The 18,674-nt window shown below is 50.0% G+C and carries 10 protein-coding genes; 9 read left to right on the top strand and 1 reads right to left on the bottom strand.

The window, feature by feature from the left end:
• Nucleotides 1–9: 9 nt before the first annotated feature.
• Nucleotides 10–648, bottom strand: coding sequence for an RNA polymerase sigma-70 factor (locus tag ACO08K_RS17140; protein WP_421797637.1), 639 nt, complete (start codon nucleotides 646–648; stop codon nucleotides 10–12).
• Nucleotides 649–895: 247 nt separating this feature from the next.
• Here ACO08K_RS17140 and ACO08K_RS17135 point away from each other — a divergent pair, with 247 nt between their 5' ends.
• From ACO08K_RS17135 to ACO08K_RS17095, 9 genes are all read left to right on the top strand, one after another.
• Nucleotides 896–1,903, top strand: coding sequence for a FecR family protein (locus ACO08K_RS17135; RefSeq protein ID WP_421797636.1), 1,008 nt, complete (start codon nucleotides 896–898; stop codon nucleotides 1,901–1,903).
• A 51-nt stretch (nucleotides 1,904–1,954) separates the two neighbouring features.
• Nucleotides 1,955–5,383, top strand: coding sequence for a SusC/RagA family TonB-linked outer membrane protein (locus ACO08K_RS17130; protein WP_421797635.1), 3,429 nt, complete (start codon nucleotides 1,955–1,957; stop codon nucleotides 5,381–5,383).
• Nucleotides 5,384–5,402: 19 nt separating this feature from the next.
• Nucleotides 5,403–7,283 (top strand): RagB/SusD family nutrient uptake outer membrane protein, encoded by a 1,881-nt coding sequence (locus ACO08K_RS17125; RefSeq protein ID WP_421797634.1) that lies wholly within the window; start codon nucleotides 5,403–5,405, stop codon nucleotides 7,281–7,283.
• 275 nt (nucleotides 7,284–7,558) lie between these two features.
• Nucleotides 7,559–8,929: a 3-keto-disaccharide hydrolase gene (locus tag ACO08K_RS17120; protein WP_421797633.1), complete on the top strand. Its 1,371-nt coding sequence runs from the start codon at nucleotides 7,559–7,561 to the stop codon at nucleotides 8,927–8,929.
• 197 nt (nucleotides 8,930–9,126) lie between these two features.
• The gene (locus tag ACO08K_RS17115) at nucleotides 9,127–11,469 is read left to right on the top strand and encodes a GH92 family glycosyl hydrolase (protein ID WP_421798319.1); all 2,343 of its coding nucleotides are present in this window, start codon (nucleotides 9,127–9,129) and stop codon (nucleotides 11,467–11,469) included.
• Between the two features lie 152 nt (nucleotides 11,470–11,621).
• On the top strand, nucleotides 11,622–12,656 hold the full coding sequence (locus ACO08K_RS17110) for a glycosylase (protein ID WP_421797632.1): 1,035 nt from the start codon (nucleotides 11,622–11,624) through the stop codon (nucleotides 12,654–12,656).
• Between the two features lie 12 nt (nucleotides 12,657–12,668).
• Nucleotides 12,669–14,372 (top strand): hypothetical protein, encoded by a 1,704-nt coding sequence (locus ACO08K_RS17105; protein ID WP_421797631.1) that lies wholly within the window; start codon nucleotides 12,669–12,671, stop codon nucleotides 14,370–14,372.
• 117 nt (nucleotides 14,373–14,489) lie between these two features.
• Nucleotides 14,490–16,487, top strand: a complete 1,998-nt coding sequence (locus tag ACO08K_RS17100; RefSeq protein WP_421797630.1) for an NPCBM/NEW2 domain-containing protein — start codon at nucleotides 14,490–14,492, stop codon at nucleotides 16,485–16,487.
• A 253-nt stretch (nucleotides 16,488–16,740) separates the two neighbouring features.
• The gene (locus tag ACO08K_RS17095; protein WP_421797629.1) at nucleotides 16,741–18,672 is read left to right on the top strand and encodes a hypothetical protein; all 1,932 of its coding nucleotides are present in this window, start codon (nucleotides 16,741–16,743) and stop codon (nucleotides 18,670–18,672) included.
• The last annotated feature ends 2 nt before the right edge of the window (nucleotides 18,673–18,674 follow it).

Here is an 18,674-nt window from a genome sequence, read left to right as displayed (position 1 = left end):
TTCATTTATTTACAACCCCGGCATCCACTCCTCCTTCAATTCACTGCGCAACTTGCTCAGTGCCCGACTGATTAGTCGTTCCACAGCACTAACCGTAATGCCCAGTTCCTCAGCCACCTGAGCGTATTTTTTTCCCTCCAGTCGATTGAGCTGGAAGGCTTTCCGGCATTGGGGCGGAAGCTCCTGAATAACCCGGTCTAGTTTTTGGCACAACTCGGTATAGTGTAATATATCGTCAGCTTGTAGTACAGGAGTCGTTGTGTAATCGGGCTCGAAGGTTTCTGTTTGGTTCAACTCGTATTTGATGTAATTGTAGCTGCGGTAGCGCACCGCCTGGTACAGGTAAGCGCGGTAGGAGTTGTTGATTTTTTCAAAAACCTGTTGCTGCCAAAAATTGGCAAAAACTTCATTGACAATATCTTCGGCTGCTTCTTTGGAATACACGAAGCGCATGGCGTGGTTACAAAGGTTGTTGTAATAGCGCTTGAACAACACCTCACAGCCTTTTCGGGCGTCCTGGGCAAAAATTCTTTGCAAAAAAACTTCGTCACTAATCAGTTTGGGTTCCGCAAACAATTCAGCATCTGCTTTTAATGCAGACAATCTGGTCTCCTTGTCTTTGACTTCGAATTTTGATAGCTTCTCCATGCTGTGAGTGTATTGACTCCCTTATTCAATAGTAGACATAATTTTGGAGTTTTACCCCACATACTACACTAATGTTTTTTGACTTTAGGTCAATAAAAAATAATATTCTGAAAAAAAACCGGCTCATTTAATTTTTTTTCGCCTTCAATGTGGGGTAAAAACCCCTGAATTTGTCTGATACCTTGATGATGCATCTGGCACCTCGATAAACCTCAAGTTGATTTTTTACCATTTCCCGCGAAGCCTTATGAAAGAAATGATGATTCAAAAAATACTGTTCGATTATTTCGATGGAAGAGCAACTTCTCTCGAGCGGAAACTGATTGAGGATTGGTTAAAGGAAGACGTTGAAAATGAAACCTTGTATTACCAGTACCTGGATGAATGGGAAAGCCAAAACCCCCAATATTTTTCCGATGATCAGGAAGCCTGGCAAAAATTCCAAACCGTACTCAGCACCCCCTTGCCCAATGACCAGGAACAACCCACAACCAAAAATAATGCTGTTAAATATGCTACGGTTCGCAGCCTGCGCAAATTTTGGTACGTGGCTGCCTCACTGGCGATATTGATGACTGCGAGCCTATTTTTTTTGCAAAAAACCATCTTGTACCGTACGTACCAAACGCCCTTCGCTAAAACCCAACAACTGATCCTTTCGGACGGCACCGAAGTAGTACTCAATGCCAACTCAACCTTATACGTACCGAGATGGGGGCAATTTAAACGAAACCGCAGAGTGCTCTTGGACGGAGAAGCTGAATTTCACGTCACGCATACCATCGACAATCAGCGCTTTGTTGTCAAAACCAGCAGTGATTTTGAAGTAGAGGTTTTTGGGACAAAATTTGTGCTATACGCCCGCGAGCAGGCCAAAAAAGTAATCTTGAATGAAGGCAAGGTACAGGTCAAATATCAAGGCGGGAAAAAACAAGTTATGAAACCCGGTGATGTCGTGATCCTGACCACCGGCGCCCAAAACCTGGACTTGTCCAAAACCGATGACACCAAAAAATACAGCGCCTGGAAGGATCATCAATTCTACTTTGATGACACCCCACTTGCCCAGGCATCCATTACCATCAAGGAGCATTTTGGATTGCAGCTGGCCTTTGACACGCCAGCATTGGCCGAACGCCGCCTGTCAGGCTATTTCAAAGCCGCAAAATCCACCGAGTTTTTTCAAGCACTATCAGTCCTGCTGAATGTAGATGTACGGCAGCAAGGAGATACCATATACCTTTCAACCAAATAATGGACTTTATGCACACTTCAGTACATAAAGTCTAAAAAACTCACAGGTCGTATGAAACAATATTTTACCAAACACACGTCATTAAGCATACTCTTGCTCTTGCTTTTGGCTTGCCATCCATTACTGATGGCACAAAGTTTGGCTTATGTGCAGCAAAATAAGCCAGACCTGGAAGCAAAAAACAGCCCAAGTTCCAACCTCATCCGTTTGAAAGATGCCCTGAATGAATTGAGCCAGGAATACCAGGTCAGTATTTTATTTGAAGATGTGACCGTAAAAGGTTTGCAGGCAACGGTGGACAAAATCAAAGGGGGAAAACTCGAAAGTAAACTCGAAAAACTGCTCAAGCCCCACCGGCTGACCTTCCAAAAGGTCAATAAAAATGCCTACGTAGTGGTAGCTCCTGTCCAGAAAAATGAAAAATCGAGCACCAGGGAAACGCGAAAAACAGAAAGCAACAGCGTGCCGACTTTGCTAAAAAACACACCGGAAAGAAACAGCCTCTTGAGTGTGGTCAGCCCCCTGCAATCAGCACCCCTGTCGGTAACCATCCCCGACAAAACCATCACAGGCAAAGTGATCGATGACACGGGAGAGGCCCTGCCAGGTACCAACGTGTTGGTCAAAGGCACGACCATTGGCGACATCACCGACGTCAATGGTGAATTCCGGGTAGATGTGCCCAACGAAAACAGCATTCTGGTGTTCAGTTTTACCGGCTTTATTACCCAGGAAATTGTGGTGGGCAACCAGACGACGATCAACGTCACCCTGAAACAAGACGACTTGCTACTGAACGAGGTAGTTGTCGTAGGCTACGGTGAAATCAAAAAGTCCGATTTAACGGGAGCCGTGGCCTCCGTACAAACCAAGGATATTGTGCGGGGCAACCCCATCATCGCGGCTAAAGCCATTCAGGGACAAGTGGCCGGAGCAACGGTAACCAAGCTCAACAACAAACCCGGCACTGGCTACAGCATCACCATCCGGGGGGAAAACACCATCAACAACTCTACCGAACCCCTCATTGTCATCGATGGCTTGATGGGCGGCAACATCAACAACCTCAACCCCAACGACATCCAGTCGATGGATATCCTCAAAGACGCGTCCTCTACGGCCATTTACGGCTCACGTGGGGCCAACGGGGTAATCATCATTACGACCAAAAAAGGCGTTTCCGGAAAACCCAGAATCAGCTATGACAGCTACGTTGGGGTGAAAAATCCAGCCCACCTGCCTGAGTTGATGAATACCGCGCAGTTTTACAAATCCATTTACACCGACCGGGTTTTGGAAGGCGCAACTGGAGCCAGCTTTACGGCTGCCGAAAGAGCGAACATCGACGCGAACCACACCACCGATTGGGTCGACCTGGTTACTGGTCCGGGCATGCAGATGAGCCAGAACCTGAGCATCTCGGGTGGTACCGAAAAAACGACCTATCGCTTTTCAGGTGGTTTTTTGAATGAAGATGGCAACGTACTGTACACTGGATTCAAAAGATACAACCTCAATGCTGGCCTGGACAGCAAAATCGGCAAATACTTCAAGGTTGGCTTCACTTCCTATGTGAGCTATGGCGACATCAATGTAGGTTCCGGCGAATCCCTCCGCAACGCCTACCGAGCTCGCCCTACCGGTACCGTATATTACAAAGACGTGGCCAATCCATCTGAAAACTCCGACATCGATGTGAACGGCTATGCCTTTTGGATGGGCATCAACGACAAACAAGTGGGTAACCCCTTATTGGATATCGACCCCACGGTTTCAAAGTTGCAAACCACCAATGCCTCCATCATCAGCAATACCTACGTTGAGGTGACGCCGCTCAAAGGTTTGAGCATCCGCTCCTCTATTTCTGCTTCCTATACCTCTGAAAGAGCAGGGGATTTTCGAGGTCGCTGGTCCAAATCACAAATTGGTGCCAAACCAAGGGCACAATTCGACAACCGAACCCTGGCCAATTATACCCTGGACAACATCATCAACTACAATGTAGAATTCGGTCGGCACAAAATCAACCTGACCGGCTTGCAGAGTGCTTTTTACCAAAGGAATGAAGCTTATTCTATTTTTGTACGGGACCTTCCTTATGATTCGGACTGGTATGCCCTGGGTACTGCCGCAACCATCGGTAGCATTGGTAGCTCGCTGGTTGAGCGCTCGATTTTGTCGTACATGGGCCGGGTAAACTACTCTTTCAACGACAAATATTTGTTGACCCTGACGGGCCGCTCCGATGGTGCTTCTCAACTTTCTGAAGGCAACAAGTGGGCGTTCTTCCCCTCAGTAGCAGTGGCCTGGCGTTTGGGCGATGAGCCATTCATCAACAACCTGAATGTCTTTTCTAATCTGAAATTGCGTCTGAGCTATGGTGAGGTAGGCAACTCTACCGTGAACCCTTACAGCACTCAGGCCGGCTTGTTGAATACGGGCTATGACTTTGATGGTACTGCGGCTTTTGGCTTTGCTCCAGCGAATTTGGGCAACAAAGACTTGCGTTGGGAACGCAGTAACGAATTGAACCTGGGCATCGACTTTGGTTTCTTTAAAAACCGCATCTCCGCATCCCTGGAATTGTACAACCGTAAAACGGTGGATTTGATCCTAAATCAAAAAATACCTACGGTAACGGGTTTCTCCCAGGTGATCGCCAACGTGGGCCAGATTGAGAACAAAGGGGTGGAGCTCACCCTCAGAACAACCAATGTGGCGACCAAAAACTTCAATTGGAACACCACCTTCGCCTTTACCAAAAACAACAACAAACTGCTGCAATTGTATGGCGATGGCCAGAAGGTGGACAAAGGAAACCGCCTGTTCGTAGGGTATCCCATCCGTGCCAATTTTGACTACGAATTTGATGGAATCTGGCAAACCGTAGACAAGGACCTCGCCGCGAAGTACAAACAAGTGCCCGGTTCCGTAAGAGTGGTTGACCAAAACAACGACGGTGTCATTTCTTCCTCCGATGCCATCGACGACCGCGTTTATTTGGGCACCCAGCTGCCCAATTGGATCCTTGGGGTGACCAACCGCCTTAATTTTAAGCAATTTGACTTTTCATTTTTCGTCTACTACCGCGATGGGGTGCAGTACAACAACAGCACCTTGTCAGGCACCTTTGGTGAAGTATCGGGTACCCGTTATAACCGCCTGGCCTCCCTGGATTATTGGAGAAGCGACAACCCTTCCAATACCTATTTTGGGGTAGTTGCGGCCAACCCTTACCGCAGTGCGATCAACTACCAGGACGCCAGCTTCCTGCGCATTTCCGACATCACACTGGGTTATACCTTGCCACAAGCAGTAATGGACAAGTTAAAAATGGCCAGTGCCCGTTTTTACGGCCAGGTGATCAACCCCTACGTGACGTCAAAATTCACAGGTTTTGACCCCGAATTCAACTCAGCCATTTTCCAGGACGATGTTCCGTCGATGACTTTACTTTTTGGCGTAAACATCAGTTTCTAATCGTTTAACTCTGTATCCAATGAAATCAACAATAATAACTCGTTTCACTTTTTCGGCAATCACTGCGCTATGCCTGATTGCTACAGGCTGTGATGAAGATTTTTTGGTTGAAAAACCCGTTACAACCCTGACCACGGATGTGTACTACAAAACCGAGGCGGGTTTTGAAGACCTGGTGCGCTCTTGTTACTCTTTGCTGCGCAACATTCACCAGAACCGGACCCTTGTGTTGAATGGTACCGACATTTTTACTGCGGGCGGATATGGCGACCCTAAATTTGCCACACCCACCGTAAACACCGGGCCAATTGAGCAATACGATGTGCGTTTCAACGCTTCTTTGGGTGAGCTACAAAGTCTTTGGACCCTTTTATACACCGAGATTGGGCGTACCAATACCGCCATCACTCGTGCCGAAGGCATTACTACCATGGCCGCTGCCCTGAAAGATGCCCGGGTTTCAGAAGCCAAGTTTTTGAGAGCTCTTTGCTATTTCTACCTCGTTCAGCACTGGGGCGATGTCCCCATGCCATTGACTGAAATAGTGAGTCCAACCAAGGAGGCAACCCGGGTGCCTTCAGCAGATGTGTACAAACAAATCATCACCGACTTGCTCGACGCGGAAGCCAAACTTCCGGTTACCGCCACCAATTATGGTCGGATTACGAAAGGGGCGGCTCAGTTTTTGTTGGCTCGGGTTTATTTGACCCGTGGCTGGAATTTCAAAAACTCCCTGGGTGGCTCTCCTGCTGATTTTGATTTGGCGCTGCAATATGCCGACAAAGTAATTGACGTATATCCTTTGGCTACCAATTACAATCAACTGTTCCCAACGCGTTCGGAGAACCCACTGAAACAATACACCGGGGCCCAGAACGACAAAAATCCGGAGATCATTTTTGCAGTGCAGTACAATGCTGATGTGTTGACGAACAAAACCGATCCGGCATTTACCGTTGACGCAGCAGGTGGAAACAACTTACACTCCGTATTCAATGGCAGTGGCGAAGGATTTCCAGGCTCCAAAGGTAGAACGAGTGATTACAACCGCTCCCTGGGATTCCACAATACTACCCCGGCCATGTACCGCTTGTATGACCCCGAGAATGATTCGCGCTACGACCACAACTTTTTGGAGGTAGGCTATGCCATGCAAGCCGTTGCTGGCTTCAAACCCTTACCAACTGTGAATCCCAACCTAAAAATCGACATCAAGGCTGGTGATACCGTGGTCTACTATCGCCCCTGGAATAAACCTGCTACTACATTGGCCGAAAGAGGTGTAGACATGGGCGGCCAAAAGAAATATTCCGTTGTCAACCCTGAAGAATGGGGCGGTGGATACGGGTTCATCAACGGCAGTGCCGTAAACGTGAGCGGATTTCCATCAGGTGAACCCCACATGTGGAAATTCTGGCAGCCAGGTATTCCCTACGGTGATGCCTTTGGCACCTTCAATGAAGCAGTATTCCGCTCCGCTGAAGCCTACCTGATCGCTGCCGAGGCCATCGTCAAAGGCGCGAAAGGTGGCAAATTGGGCGGCGCCGAAGTTTACTACAATCGGGTACTCGACCGTGCACTGGGTGCAAAAAAAGGCAATGATCCTAAATGTGCACTGGTTCCGGAAAATGTTAAGTCGCTGGAAACTGTATCCTACCGCGCTACTGCTGCCAACATTACCATCGACCTGATCCTGGACGAACGTGCCCGCGAACTCATGGGTGAATATTCCCGCTGGTTTGACCTGAAAAGAACGGGCAAATTGGTTGAACGGGTGAAAAAATACAATCCCTGGGCAGCCAAAAGTGGTACCATCAATGATGTACACTATTTGCGCCCCATTCCTCAGGCAGAGATCGATTTGTCTTTCCCAGCCATGACCCAGAACGCGGGGTATTGATGTTGTTAACGATTGGTCGATATTAAATCGAATGCGACATTTTGTGTAGTTTTAGAACCCCGAAGGGGTGACATGATTATAGAAAAATTGAAGGAATATTTGTTTTCAAGAGAAACCCCGAAGGGGTGGCATTTTTAAGGTTGTTAATCATACCACCCCTTCGGGGTTTCTCTTTGAAAATCATTGACATTTTTAATGCTATAATCATGTCACCCCTTCGGGGTTTTAATTCAAAAAATCCGCCGCCATTACTCGATCTCCAAAACCACTGCTCCATGAAGCAAGTACTTCTACTCATAGGTTTCTTTACCTGCGCCCTTGTCTCTTTTTCCCAAACCCAATGGAAATCCCTCTTCAACGGTACCGACTTAAAAGGTTGGGCCAAACGCAATGGCAACGCCGAATACAAAATCATCGATAAAGCCATCGTCGGAGTCTCCCAACTCAATACCCCGAACACCTTTTTGTGTACCGAAGCAACCTATGGCGATTTCGTCCTGGAATTGGAAGTGAAGGTAGAAGTTGGCCTCAATTCAGGCATTCAAATCCGCAGCCTTAGCGACCCCGCCATCATGAATGGCCGGGTACACGGCTACCAGGTGGAAATTGACCCCGCCGAACGCGCCTGGAGTGGCGGCCTTTACGACGAAGCCCGCAATGGCTGGTTATATCCCCTGTCGATCAATCCCCAGGGGCAAAAAGCCTTTAAAAATGGCCAATGGAACAAATACCACATCGAAGCCATCGGCCCTTCCCTCAAAACCTGGATCAACGGCATTCCTTGCGCCAATGTATTAGACAATCAAACTGCCAGGGGCTTCATCGCTCTGCAAGTGCACGCCATCAAACGGGAAGAACAAAATGGCCTGACCGTCCAATGGCGCGACATCCGCATTGCGACCGAAAACCTGGCCGCCTACACCTGGAAAGGAGGCGAAGAAGCGCCCGAAGTCAACTACTTACCCAACCAGTTGTCTGAATTGGAAAAAAGGACGGGATGGCGTTTGCTCTGGGATGGTAAAAGCACCGCAGGTTGGCGCAAATTCAACACCGATGCCTTTCCTCAAAAAGGTTGGGCAGTAGAAGATGGGGTGCTCAAAGTGCTCAGCTCGCACCAGGACAGCACCAGCAAAGGTGGCGACCTGATCAGCAATGAAAGCTTTTCAAACTTTGAACTGGAACTGGACTTTAAAATCACCAAAGGGGCCAATAGTGGGGTGAAATACTTTGTACAGGAAGACCGCAAAAGTAAAGCTACAGCTGGTCTAGGGCCTGAGTTTCAAATCCTCGACGATCAAAATCACGCCGACGCCAAGGCCGGAGTGGGTGGCAACCGCACCACCGGATCACTATACGACTTGATTGCCGCCGAAAATCTCTCCGAAGGCAGCACCGAAAAACGCATGAACCCTCCCGGCAAGTGGAACAAACTGCGCATTGTTTCCAAAGATGGCCACGTTGAGCATTGGTTGAACAACCTGAAAATGGTGGAATACGATCGGCATTCCCAGGTTTTTCGCAACTTGATTGCCAAGAGCAAATACGCGCCGCATCCCAACTTTGCGCAAGCTCCATCTGGTCATATTCTATTGCAAGATCATCATGATGAGGTGCATTTCCGCAGCATTAAAATCCGGGAATTCTGATCCCAATCCAAATTAAAATGAAACGCACAATCTCTAAGATGTCCTTAGGTGGCTAAGGTGGTTCAAAAATAGACCACGAAGTAGTCAGAATGTTTTATTTGAACCACCTTAGACACCTAAGAGCACCTCAGAGGTTAAATAAGCTTAAAATCGTGAAGAGATTTTTTCCTTTAGCAACAAGCCTATTTTTCTTGACTGTGGTTTTTTTTCAACCGCTAATGGTTTTGGCCCAAAATGCCCCCAAAGCCCCCGTCGACCTCGTCTACCCCCTCGTTGACGCGGCCAATTCCCGGTGGTTCTTTTTCAACTCCGCCAGTCGCCCCTTCGGCATGGTCAATCTGAGTCCCGACAATGCCATCAACGCCGACTGGGGGGCCGGGTACCGCTACAATCTGGACAGCATCAAATGTTTCAGCCACATCCACTGTTGGCAACTATCCGGCATTCCTGTACTGCCCACCACTGGTACCTTCAAAGGCCATTTGGGTGCCAATCAATACGGATCCAAATTTTCACACGATAAAGAAGTCATCAAGGTTGGCTACCACAAAGTAGTCCTGGATGCCTACAACATCACCGCTGAATTGACTTCCACCACCCGGGTGGGTTTTCACCAATACACCTTCCCCAAATCCGAACAAAGCCATATCCTTTTTGATTTCTCCGCTTTTTTAGGCCCTTCCGATACGGAAAAGGGCTTTGTTAAAAAAGTCAGCAATCAGGAAATTGAAGGGTATGCGGTGATGGCACCCACCATCCGCCGCCCCAAAACTGTGGCCGTCTTTTTTGTAGCCGTTTTTGACAAACCATTCGATACGTTTAAGGGCTGGCGAAACGGAAAATTGGAGGATATTGGCGACCGCATTGAAGGGGCACGCACTGGGGCCTACCTCAGCTTTACCACCCAGGCTGGTGAAGTCCGCAAAATGAAAGTAGCCATTTCTTACGTCAGCGAGGAACAGGCTCGCCTCAACCTCAAGGCCGAACTGCCCCACTGGGACTTCAATAAAACCGTGCAAGACAGCCGCAGCGAATGGAACCAATGGCTGAGTCGCATCGAAATTGAAGGAGGGACTGAAAAAGAACGCAGCCGTTTTTACACCGACTTGTGGCATGCCTTGCTTGGCCGCCGCATCATCAACGATGTAAACGGGAAGTACTGCGACATGACTGGCCCACAACGCCGCATTGGTCAAATCCCACTCGACGCCCAGGGCAAACCCAAATACAACCACCACAACTCCGACTCTTTCTGGGGCGCACAGTGGACGATCAATAGCCTTTGGCACCTGATGTACCCCGAAGTAACCGAGTCCTTTGTCAACTCCATGGTGATGATGTACCAGGACGGTGGGCTCATTCCCCGTGGTCCTGCTGGTGGCAACTACACCTACGTGATGACCGGGGCTGCCACCACACCCTTCATCGTCAGTGCCTACCTGAAAGGCATTCGCGGCTTTGACATCGAAAAGGCTTACGAAGGGCTCCGCAAAAACCACTTCCCCGGAGGCATGATGAGCAAAGCGGGTTACGAACACAATACCTTCAAAGGTGGGGGCATCGAGTACTACATCGAACGTGGCTATATACCGCACCCTTTGAGTGAAACCCGCTATGGATTCCACCAGGATGGTTCCACCCAAACCCTGGAGTACGCCTATCAGGATTACGGCCTGGCGCAAATGGCCAAAGCCTTGGGTAAAATGGACGACTACAACCTCTTCATGAAACGGGCAGAGAACTACAAAAACATCTGGAACCCCGAAATCGGCTGGATGTGGAACCGCACCCTGGAGGGCAAATGGGGCGAACCCGTCGACATCCTGACTTACGATCACGGTTGGGAGGAAGGTACCGCTGCCCAATACGTCTGGTTTGTACCCCACGACGTGCAAGGTCTGGTCAACTTGATGGGCAGCCGGGAAACTTTCACCCAGCGATTGAACGAATCTTTTGAAAAAGCCCAAAAACACGACTTCGTATCCGGCAAATCCCACGACAAAGAAACCCAGGAGGAATTGCGCCGCGTTTACATCAACTACGGCAACCAACCCAGCATCCAAACCGCCTATTTGTTCAATTATTCCGGCGCACCCTGGCTGACCCAATACTGGTCGCGGCAGGTCGTGGAAAAAGTATACAGCGACTTATCGCCCCAACTGGGATACAGCGGCGACGAAGACCAGGGCCTCATGGGCAGCCTGGCTGTGTTGATGAAAACGGGCCTTTTTTCAGTCAACGGTGGTACTTCGGCAAAGCCATTTTATGAAATCGGTAGCCCCATTTTTAACAAAATCACCTTGCACCTCAACCCCAAATATTACCCGGGTGGAAAGTTTGTCATCGAAGCGAAAAACAATGCGCCTCAGAACTACTACATCCAGTCGGCAACCTTGAATGGGAAAGCGCTGAACCAGTCCTGGTTGTTGCACGAAACCCTGGTGAAGGGCGGAAAGATGACGCTGCAACTTGGCCCCAAACCCAATAAATCCTGGGGAAGTAAACCGGAACAAGCCCCTCCTTCGATGACCGCTAAATAAGCGCTAAGGTGCCTCTTAAGTGCCTTTGGTTTCTTAGGTGGTGAAAAAGAAAAAACCTGCGAAGCAGGGAATTATTTCACCACCTAAGAAACCAAAGACACTTAAGAGGCACCTTAGGATGAAATGCTGGAGCTGAGAAAAATTCTTGCCCTATGAAAAATAGCCTACTCATTTTATTGCTCTTTTTCAGCATTAAACTTGCTGCCCAACCCAAGGTAGTACCCCAGGAAGTAATGGAAAAAACCTACCAGGAAATCCAAACCCCCTACAAATACGGCATTGTATTCAAACACCGCGATTCCACCAAACTGATCGACAGCCCCACCATTTTTCGCAAAAACAACCGCTGGTACATGACCTACATCGTGTTTGACGGCCAGGGTTACGAAACATGGCTGGCACAAAGCAAAGATTTACGCCACTGGCAGGAAAAAGGCCGGATCCTCTCTTTTACCGAAAAGACTTGGGATGCCAATCAAAAAGCGGGCTACCTGGCCCTGGTCAATACCAAATGGGCTGGAGATTATGGGGTAGAAAAATTTAGAGGCAAATATTGGATGTCTTATCTGGGTGGCAATTCCAAGGGCTACGAAGCCGGTGAGTTGGGCGTGGGCATGGCGCACAGCCAAACCCTGAATCCACCCACAGAATGGACGCGACTTGCCCATCCAGTACTCCAGTCCAAAGACAATGACGCCCGCTGGTTTGAAAAAAAAGTCATTTACAAAAGCCTCATCATCCGGGACAAGCAAAAATTGACTGGCCACCCCTTTGTGATGTACTACAACGCCAAGGGCGACACCGCCAACTACGAAAGCATCGGTATGGCCGTTTCAGACGACCTGCTCAATTGGAAACGCCTGGGCGACCAGCCCATCATTACCCGCTATAAAGGCATATGTGGGGATGCCCAAATTGCCCGGATTGGAGAGGTTTACGTCCTGTTCTACTTCGGGGCCTTCTGGAAACCTGGCGCTTTTGAACGTTTTGCCTCCTCCTACGACCTTGTCAATTGGACCGACTGGAACGGCCCCGACCTGATCGCTCCTTCCGAATCCTACGACCAGCAATACGCCCACAAACCCTGGGTCATCAAGTGGAAAAATACCGTGTATCACTTTTACAATGCCGTGGGCAAACAAGGCCGGGTACTGGCCTTAGCCACTTCAAAGCCCTTAAAAGGCTAAAATTTTCAAAAGATGAAACGAAGAACTTTTGTCCATATCGGAGCTACTACGCTGGGCGCTTTGCCCCTGCAAGGCTTCTCAAAGCTTGACATTACCTCCCCAGCCAAACCTCAGTGGATCATCGATCTGATCAAGCTGAATGACCGGGGTTTTGATGGGCTGTTTGCCGCACAAATAGTAGATACCAACAAAAAGGCTTATGGGGCCATCAAAGACGGCGACGAAATCCCCAACGTACAATCCAGCGGGCATTTTATTGCCAAAGCCGCTATCGCCCTGGCCAATCCTGAATCGCAATACTACCAATCTGCTGATTTGTTAAAAAAGGTGGGCTTGGCTGCCCAATATTTGCTCCGGGCGCAGCACGCGGATGGCACCATCGACTTGCTGAGCACCAATTTTCACTCACCGCCCGATACCGCTTTTAGTGTGGAAAAACTGGCGCCCGCTTATGTCTTCCTCAAAACTTCCCAAACCAAAGGCGTTGAACCCGTTTTGACCGCCCTCAAAACCTTTTTGCAACGTGCTGGCGAATCGCTCATCGTAGGGGGCATTCACACCCCCAATCACCGCTGGGTGGTTTCGGCGGCTTTGGTCAAATTGAACGAGCTGTGGCCCGATCCCCGCTACATCAAACGGGTGGAGCAATGGCTGCTGGAACACATCGACCTCGATCCCGATGGGCAATACACCGAAAAAAGTACCGGTGGCTACACCCCTCTGGTCAACCGGGTTTTGATCACCATCGCCAAAGGTTTGAACAAACCCGAAATCTTCGACGCCGTGCGCAAAAACCTCAACATGACCATGTACTACGTGCACCCCAACGGCGAGGTAGTCACCGAGGCATCGAATCGGCAGGACAAAGGAACCATTGGCACTTTGGAAAATTATTACTTCTCCTACCGCTATCTGGCTTTGCTGGATAAAAATGGGGAATACGCCGCGATGTGCCGCTTGATCGAAAAAACCTGTTTCCCCAAAATGGTCGGTTCTTTGGATGCCTACCTGGAAGACCCCAATTTTTGGCGGGAATTACCTGCTAGCAAACCTTTGCCCGACAGCTACGCCAAAGCCTTTCCCCATTCGGGCGTAGTGCGCATTCGGCGCGGCAATTGGGATGCCACCCTTTTGTCCAACAATGCTGGCTTTTTGACTTTTCACAAAGGCAATGCGGTATTGCAAGCGTTGCGCGTCGCTGCGTCTTTTTTTGGCAAAGGCCAATTTCAATCCGCGGAAATCAAACAGGAAGGTGAGGCCTGGGTTTTGCGCAGCAAATTGGATGGCCCCTACTACCAACCTTACCCCGTTGATCAGATTGACCCTACTGGAAACCTGGACAAAATGCCCCGCAGCAATCGCCAAAAAAGTGAAGTGCAATACCTGGATTATACGGTCAAAGTCACTGAACTCAAGGACGGCATTGCCGTCGATTTTGACCTAAGTGGGACGGATGGGGTGCCCGTTTCACTGGAACTCATCTTCCGCCCTGGCGGCGAGTTCAGTGCGGTAAAAGCCCATGCTTCCAAACCCAAAGCGTTTTTGCTGAGTGCGCCCACTGGTACATACACCCAAGGTGGAGACAGCATCCAATTTGGTTCTGGACTGGTCGAGCACCAGGCGGTGCAATTGCGGGGAGCGCTACCTGCAATGGATGCACCCACGGTGTACGTGACGGGTTTTACACCCTTTAAACACCGCATTACGTTAACCTGATTTTCACAATCTAATCTAGCGCATATGGCTCCCGTAGAGACGCACGGCCGTGCGTCTCTACAAGCCGAAAGTTGCCGAAAACAAACGATTCCATCCACTATTTATGGATTTGAAAAAATGAAAACCAATCTAATCGTAATCTGTCTCTTTATAATTACTAACCTTCTCTTGGGCCAAAGTACCCGCCCCATCTGGCTCGACGACCTCCCCATCAAATCCTTCTCCGAAGGTATCCCTGCCGTATTGGGCAAAACCAATGCCGCAGGCGACCCTCTGCGCATTGCTGGAACCACCTACCCGCACGGAGTCGGCGTAAACTCCACCAGCATCCTGGCTTTTTTCCTGGATGGCCATGCCCAATCTTTTTCGGCATTGGTTGGCGTTGACGACTTGGGCAATAAAGATTTGCCCCACAAATTCTACATCATCGGCGACCGCAAAATCCTCTTTGAAAGCCGGGAATTGAAATGGGGCGAAGCCGCCCAAAAAGTGGAAGTCGACCTGAGGGGCATCAAACGCCTGGGATTACTCGTAAAAGTCAACGATCAGGGGATGACCCGCACCTACAGCAACTGGGCCAATGCTCAAATCCTGATGCAAGGCGAACACCTGCCGCGTACCATGCCCAATACCGCTGAGCGCTACATCCTGACTCCACCTGCACCCCAGACTCCACGCATCAACTCACCCAAAGTTTTTGGAGCGCGACCCGGCAATCCTTTTATGTACACCATTGCCGCCAGCGGGCAAAGACCGATGACTTTTTCGGCCAAAAAATTACCCCGAGGTCTTGCCTTAGACCCTCAAACGGGCATCATCACCGGAACTGTCACCCAACGCGGCACCTATCCAGTGACGCTTGGGGCAAAAAACAAATTGGGCTCAGCCCAACAAACCTTGACCATCAAAATCGGCGACACCATTGCTCTCACCCCGCCCATTGGCTGGAATGGCTGGAACTCCTGGGCGCGCAACATCGACCAAGGCAAAGTGATCGCCTCCGCCGACGCCATGGTCAAAATAGGCCTGAACCAACACGGCTGGACCTACATCAACATCGATGATGCCTGGCAAGGCCAGCGTGGCGGACCGTTCAACGCCATCCAACCCAATGAAAAATTCCCGGATTTTAAGGGTATGGTGGACTACATCCATAGCCTGGGCCTCAAGGTGGGTGTTTATTCTACACCCATGATCACCAGCTACGCAGGTTACGTGGGGGGCTCCTCCAATTTTGAAAAAGGTGAATTGCCCGACTCGATTGTGCAAAACAAACGCGCTTACCGCTACGTCGGGAAATACCGTTTTGAAAACAATGACGCCCGCCAATTCGCCGCCTGGGGCATCGATTACCTGAAGTACGACTGGCGCATCGAAGTTGAGTCAGCAGAACGGATGTCGGAAGCCATCAAAAAATCGGGGCGAGATATTTTTTACAGCATTTCCAATTCAGCCCCTTTTGCCAATGCCAAAGACTGGATGCGCTTGTGTAACTCTTGGCGGACTGGCCCGGATATTCGCGATTCCTGGCACAGCCTTTTTGTATCGGCCTTTACCCTCGACAAATGGAGCCCCTACGGCGGCCCCGGCCACTGGAACGACCCCGACATGATGATCCTGGGCAACGTGACCACAGGCTCCCCCATGCACCCTTCGCGTCTGACTCCGGACGAGCAGTACAGCCATGTGAGTTTGTTCAGCCTGCTTTCGGCGCCCTTGCTCATCGGTTGCCCCATCGAACAATTGGACGCTTTTACCCTGAACTTGCTGACCAACGACGAAGTCATTGCCATCAATCAGGATCCGCTGGGTAAACCCGCTCGCCTGATTGCTACCGAAAATGGGGTGCAAATTTGGCTCAAATCGCTTGCCGATGGCTCCCATGCCCTGGGGTTATTCAATGTCGGCGACTTCGGCCAAACCCCTCAATCCTACTTCCGTTGGGATGACGAACAGCCTGTGAACTTTACCCTCGATTTGACCAAGCTAGGCTTGAATGGAAAATACCAACTGCGGGATGTGTGGCGGCAAAAAGACCTTGGGGCATTTAGTGGAAAGTTTCCGACTACGATCCGGCACCACGGAGTTTTGATGCTGAAGATAATTGCTAATTGAGCGCCCGAAGAGGTATAAACTCAACGATTTTTTGATTTGGCTGCGCCAAATTTTTTATAACCGCGACGGCACGACGACGCGACGATTTTTGCGCTTCGCGCTCTGTGGACGACGCAAAGCGTCGTATTGAGGCGGTAGCCATAACGTCGTGTCGTCGCGTCGTCGCGGTTACAAAAAAGCAGCGAAGCTGCTTCAAAGAGTTACACCGTGTTTCGAAGTCAAACTTCACCTTTTAATCAGAACAATTTCAGCGATGGGTAAATTTTCAAATTTGTTGATTGTACTGAGCATCTGCCTGGCTACCCAGGCCTATGGCCAGACCAACTTTGCCGTGCCCCCTTTACCCGACCCCGCCGAACGGATGGCCAACCTGAAACGCGAATGGACCGCCCTGCAACAAAGCCCCCCACAACTAGCCGTGCGGGACTGCTTTCTGTTTTTGCTCGATGCCCTGGATACCCAATTCCTGGAACCACAACAAGTGGAGTGGGTATTAAAACTGGTGCAAACCCGGATGGTTTCCAATCCCGCCGCGGGCAGAAGTTATGGCAACATCTTTTGGGGCTGGCACGAAACCGGAATCGACGTTGGCGACGGCAACAACATCGAATTTTGTATGCAGTACGGCTTACCCATCAAATTGCTTTTTAACGATCGCCTCTCGCCAGCTGCCCGAAAAACCCTCGACGAAATTTTCACCCTCGGCCTCAAAGGCGCCCGAAACCAGGTCGTACGCATTTCCTACACCAACATCTACTTAATGAAAATCTGGAATTTTGTGGCGTTTGGGCAAGTGTACCAGCAGCACGAGATTCTGGAAGAAGGCCGAAGGTATTTTGACCTTTGGCTGAATCACCTGGCGCGTTACGGCAACCGGGAGTACGACAGCCCGACCTATTGCGGAGTTGACCTCGAATCCCTCTTGCTGCTTTGCCGTTTTTCCACCGATGCCGATATTCAGGCCAAGGCCAGAGCGGCGCTGCGGTTTTTTCTCGACGACCTCTCGGCGCATTATCTGCCTCGGGCGGGCATCCTGGGTGGGGCGCACAGTCGCGACTACAACCGGGTGTTCAGTCGGGATTTGTTGGAGGAAAAATACTTCAATCCCCTGCTGGGCGGGCCCAATCGTAATGTGCATTTGTTTCACGAGTTGTGCTTGTCCACCTTGAAAGAAATTGGCCTTTCCACGGAGCAAAAAGGGTCGATGCAGCGCAAAAACCGCTTCATCGTCCAACGCTGGGATAGCCTGGCCCATACCTTCGCCTGTGATTTTGTGGGTGATAAATTCTCAATGGGTTCCTCCAATCAAGCCTATAGCCCCGACGACAAACCCTTCGTGATTTACCTCAACAGCAAACGAATCCCCGAAATGCCCAATATCGCTTTTGTGATGGAAGGCCGCAACGACCATTACGGTACCTGGTCGGCGGAAGGCATGGGTGAAAAAATGCGCCACCTGATCCCGGCGAATTACCCCTCAAATGGTGGCTGGGGCAAAGCCCGGCACCTGATGCCTTTTATGCAATCCGCCCAAAACAAGGGCGAGATGGTCATGCTGGTATCCGGCAACAAAGACCACAATTGCATCTTCGAATACCTGAACTCCACCATTATTTTGCCCAATACTTTTGATGAAATCTGGCTGGGCAATCAGCCAACTGTTGTGCCAGCACCAGGTGCCAAAACCGATTTTGACGGCACTCAAACCCTGTTCGCCCGCTTCGAAGACGTGGTGATTGCTTTCCGCTTCCTGTGGTCGAATGCGGAGCAAGGTGCTAGGCCAGCCTTGTACAACGATGGTTTCCAATTCATCGCCACCCGCGAAAAATTCCCGCTGGAACACAATGCTGCCTTACGCATCACCCTCCAGCACCCCGACAATGGGAAAGCCGATGTGGCCATGTGGTGGAAAGTGGCGGAAGGCATCAAAACCGATCGTGCTTTTGCCGCTTTTCGGCAGGAGGTTTTGCAAGCTGAGGTGGCGGTGAAAGCGGAAAATGGCCTGTTGGATGTGGCGGTGATGACCAAGGCAGGCAAACTGGGCCTTCGTGCCGATTTGCCCAACAAAAAACGCCTGGCCTATTACAATCCCCAGCCTTTGCCCGCGGATTTTCTGCTGAACATTGATGGCGTAGAAATTGGAAAACCCATTTTGGAACAATACAAGTCAGTGGTGAAAAAATGAGC

It is taken from the genome of Haliscomenobacter sp., assembly GCF_965225875.1.
GTDB lineage: Bacteria > Bacteroidota > Bacteroidia > Chitinophagales > Saprospiraceae > Haliscomenobacter.
Note: the sequence above shows the minus strand (reverse complement) of the source record. Positions and strands in the feature narration are given on the sequence as shown.

Bases quoted from the DNA above. Each gene is read 5' to 3' on its own strand.
- ACO08K_RS17095 (WP_421797629.1), top strand. From the start codon at position 16,741: ATGGGTAAATTTTCAAATTTGTTGATTGTACTGAGCATCTGCCTGGCT.
- ACO08K_RS17135 (WP_421797636.1), top strand. From the start codon at position 896: ATGAAAGAAATGATGATTCAAAAAATACTGTTCGATTATTTCGATGGA.
- ACO08K_RS17105 (WP_421797631.1), top strand. From the start codon at position 12,669: ATGAAACGAAGAACTTTTGTCCATATCGGAGCTACTACGCTGGGCGCT.
- ACO08K_RS17120 (WP_421797633.1), top strand. From the start codon at position 7,559: ATGAAGCAAGTACTTCTACTCATAGGTTTCTTTACCTGCGCCCTTGTC.
- ACO08K_RS17100 (WP_421797630.1), top strand. From the start codon at position 14,490: ATGAAAACCAATCTAATCGTAATCTGTCTCTTTATAATTACTAACCTT.
- ACO08K_RS17125 (WP_421797634.1), top strand. From the start codon at position 5,403: ATGAAATCAACAATAATAACTCGTTTCACTTTTTCGGCAATCACTGCG.
- ACO08K_RS17130 (WP_421797635.1), top strand. From the start codon at position 1,955: ATGAAACAATATTTTACCAAACACACGTCATTAAGCATACTCTTGCTC.
- ACO08K_RS17140 (WP_421797637.1), bottom strand. From the start codon at position 648: ATGGAGAAGCTATCAAAATTCGAAGTCAAAGACAAGGAGACCAGATTG.
- ACO08K_RS17110 (WP_421797632.1), top strand. From the start codon at position 11,622: ATGAAAAATAGCCTACTCATTTTATTGCTCTTTTTCAGCATTAAACTT.